The sequence below is a fragment of the Gilvibacter sediminis genome, assembly GCF_028561565.1.
GTDB lineage: Bacteria > Bacteroidota > Bacteroidia > Flavobacteriales > Flavobacteriaceae > Gilvibacter > Gilvibacter sediminis.
The window spans coordinates 944-2,121 of sequence record NZ_JAQQTE010000020.1 but is presented as its reverse complement, the minus strand read 5'-3'; the positions used below and the strand labels follow the sequence as shown (position 1 = coordinate 2,121).

Here is a 1,178-nt window from a genome sequence, read left to right as displayed (position 1 = left end):
ATGCACGTATTGAGAACTCCATCACGGGCTGTTTTGCCACTACGGAGTTGGAACTTATTGTGCTGCCTGCAACCGATATCGGTAGCTTCCCAACCATTGAGCTTTGTGACGATCCTATTGCAGACGGTTCTACGACCTTTGATCTGACGCTATACGATACGGTAGTGGTTGCCGATCCAACGGGACTGACCATTACCTATCACGTTACTGCTGCAGATGCTGCGGTAGGAGCAGCGCCGATCACCCCGGCAGATGCCTACAACAACGTGACCAACCCACAGACGATCTACGTGCGCACGGAAGATGCTGATGAATGTGTACAACAAGGCCAGTTCGATCTTTTTGTGATCGCCAGACCGCTCTTCACCGTGCCTACGCCGTATGCTTTGTGTGAGGACGATGTGATCGACGGCTTTACGGAGTTTGATTTAACGGTAAACAATTTAGAGATTATTGACGGCAATCCGTTCTACTCGGTACAGTATTACTTCAGTGATGCCGATGCCGAGGCGGGCGTAGACCCACTACCACCGATCTACACCAATGTGGTGAACCCACAGACGATCTACGTACGTGTGGATGATTCCTCAACGGGCTGCTACGGGGTACAACCCTTGGAGCTTATTGTGGTGAACCCAGAGGCTGCGATGACTCCCGAGCCGCTGACGTATTGCGACCCGGACAACGACGGCTTTGGTGAGTTCAATTTAGAAGATGCCACTTTAGAGATTACAGGCGGCGATCCCACCCTTACGGTGAGCTACCACGAGACGGAGGCCAATGCAGAGAGCGGCTTACTTCCATTAGCTAGCCCATACAACAACATTGTGTTCGGAACGCAGACTATCTATGCCAGAGTGGAGACGCCATTAGTGGAAGATTGTTTTGTAGTCGTAGAACTCCAACTGATTGTATTAGACACTCCTCAGATCGCTGACCCCGAGCCTCTTTTAGCCTGCGATGACAATGACGACGGCATTGTGGTATTTGACTTGACGGTCAAAGACCCAGAGATCTTGGATGGCTTGGACCCTGCGGCTTATACGGTAGAATATTATGAGGATGCGGCCTTCACGTCGCTGATCGCTCCGGCTACGGCCTATACCAACTTGACCAACCCACAGACGGTCTTTGTCTTGGTGACGGACAACACCAATATGTGTACTTCCACCACGACT

General features: G+C 51.4%; 1 pseudogene. It reads left to right on the top strand.

The features are described 5' to 3' along the window. A pseudogene (locus tag POW22_RS12185) lies at positions 1–1,178 on the top strand (hypothetical protein); the annotation flags it as partial.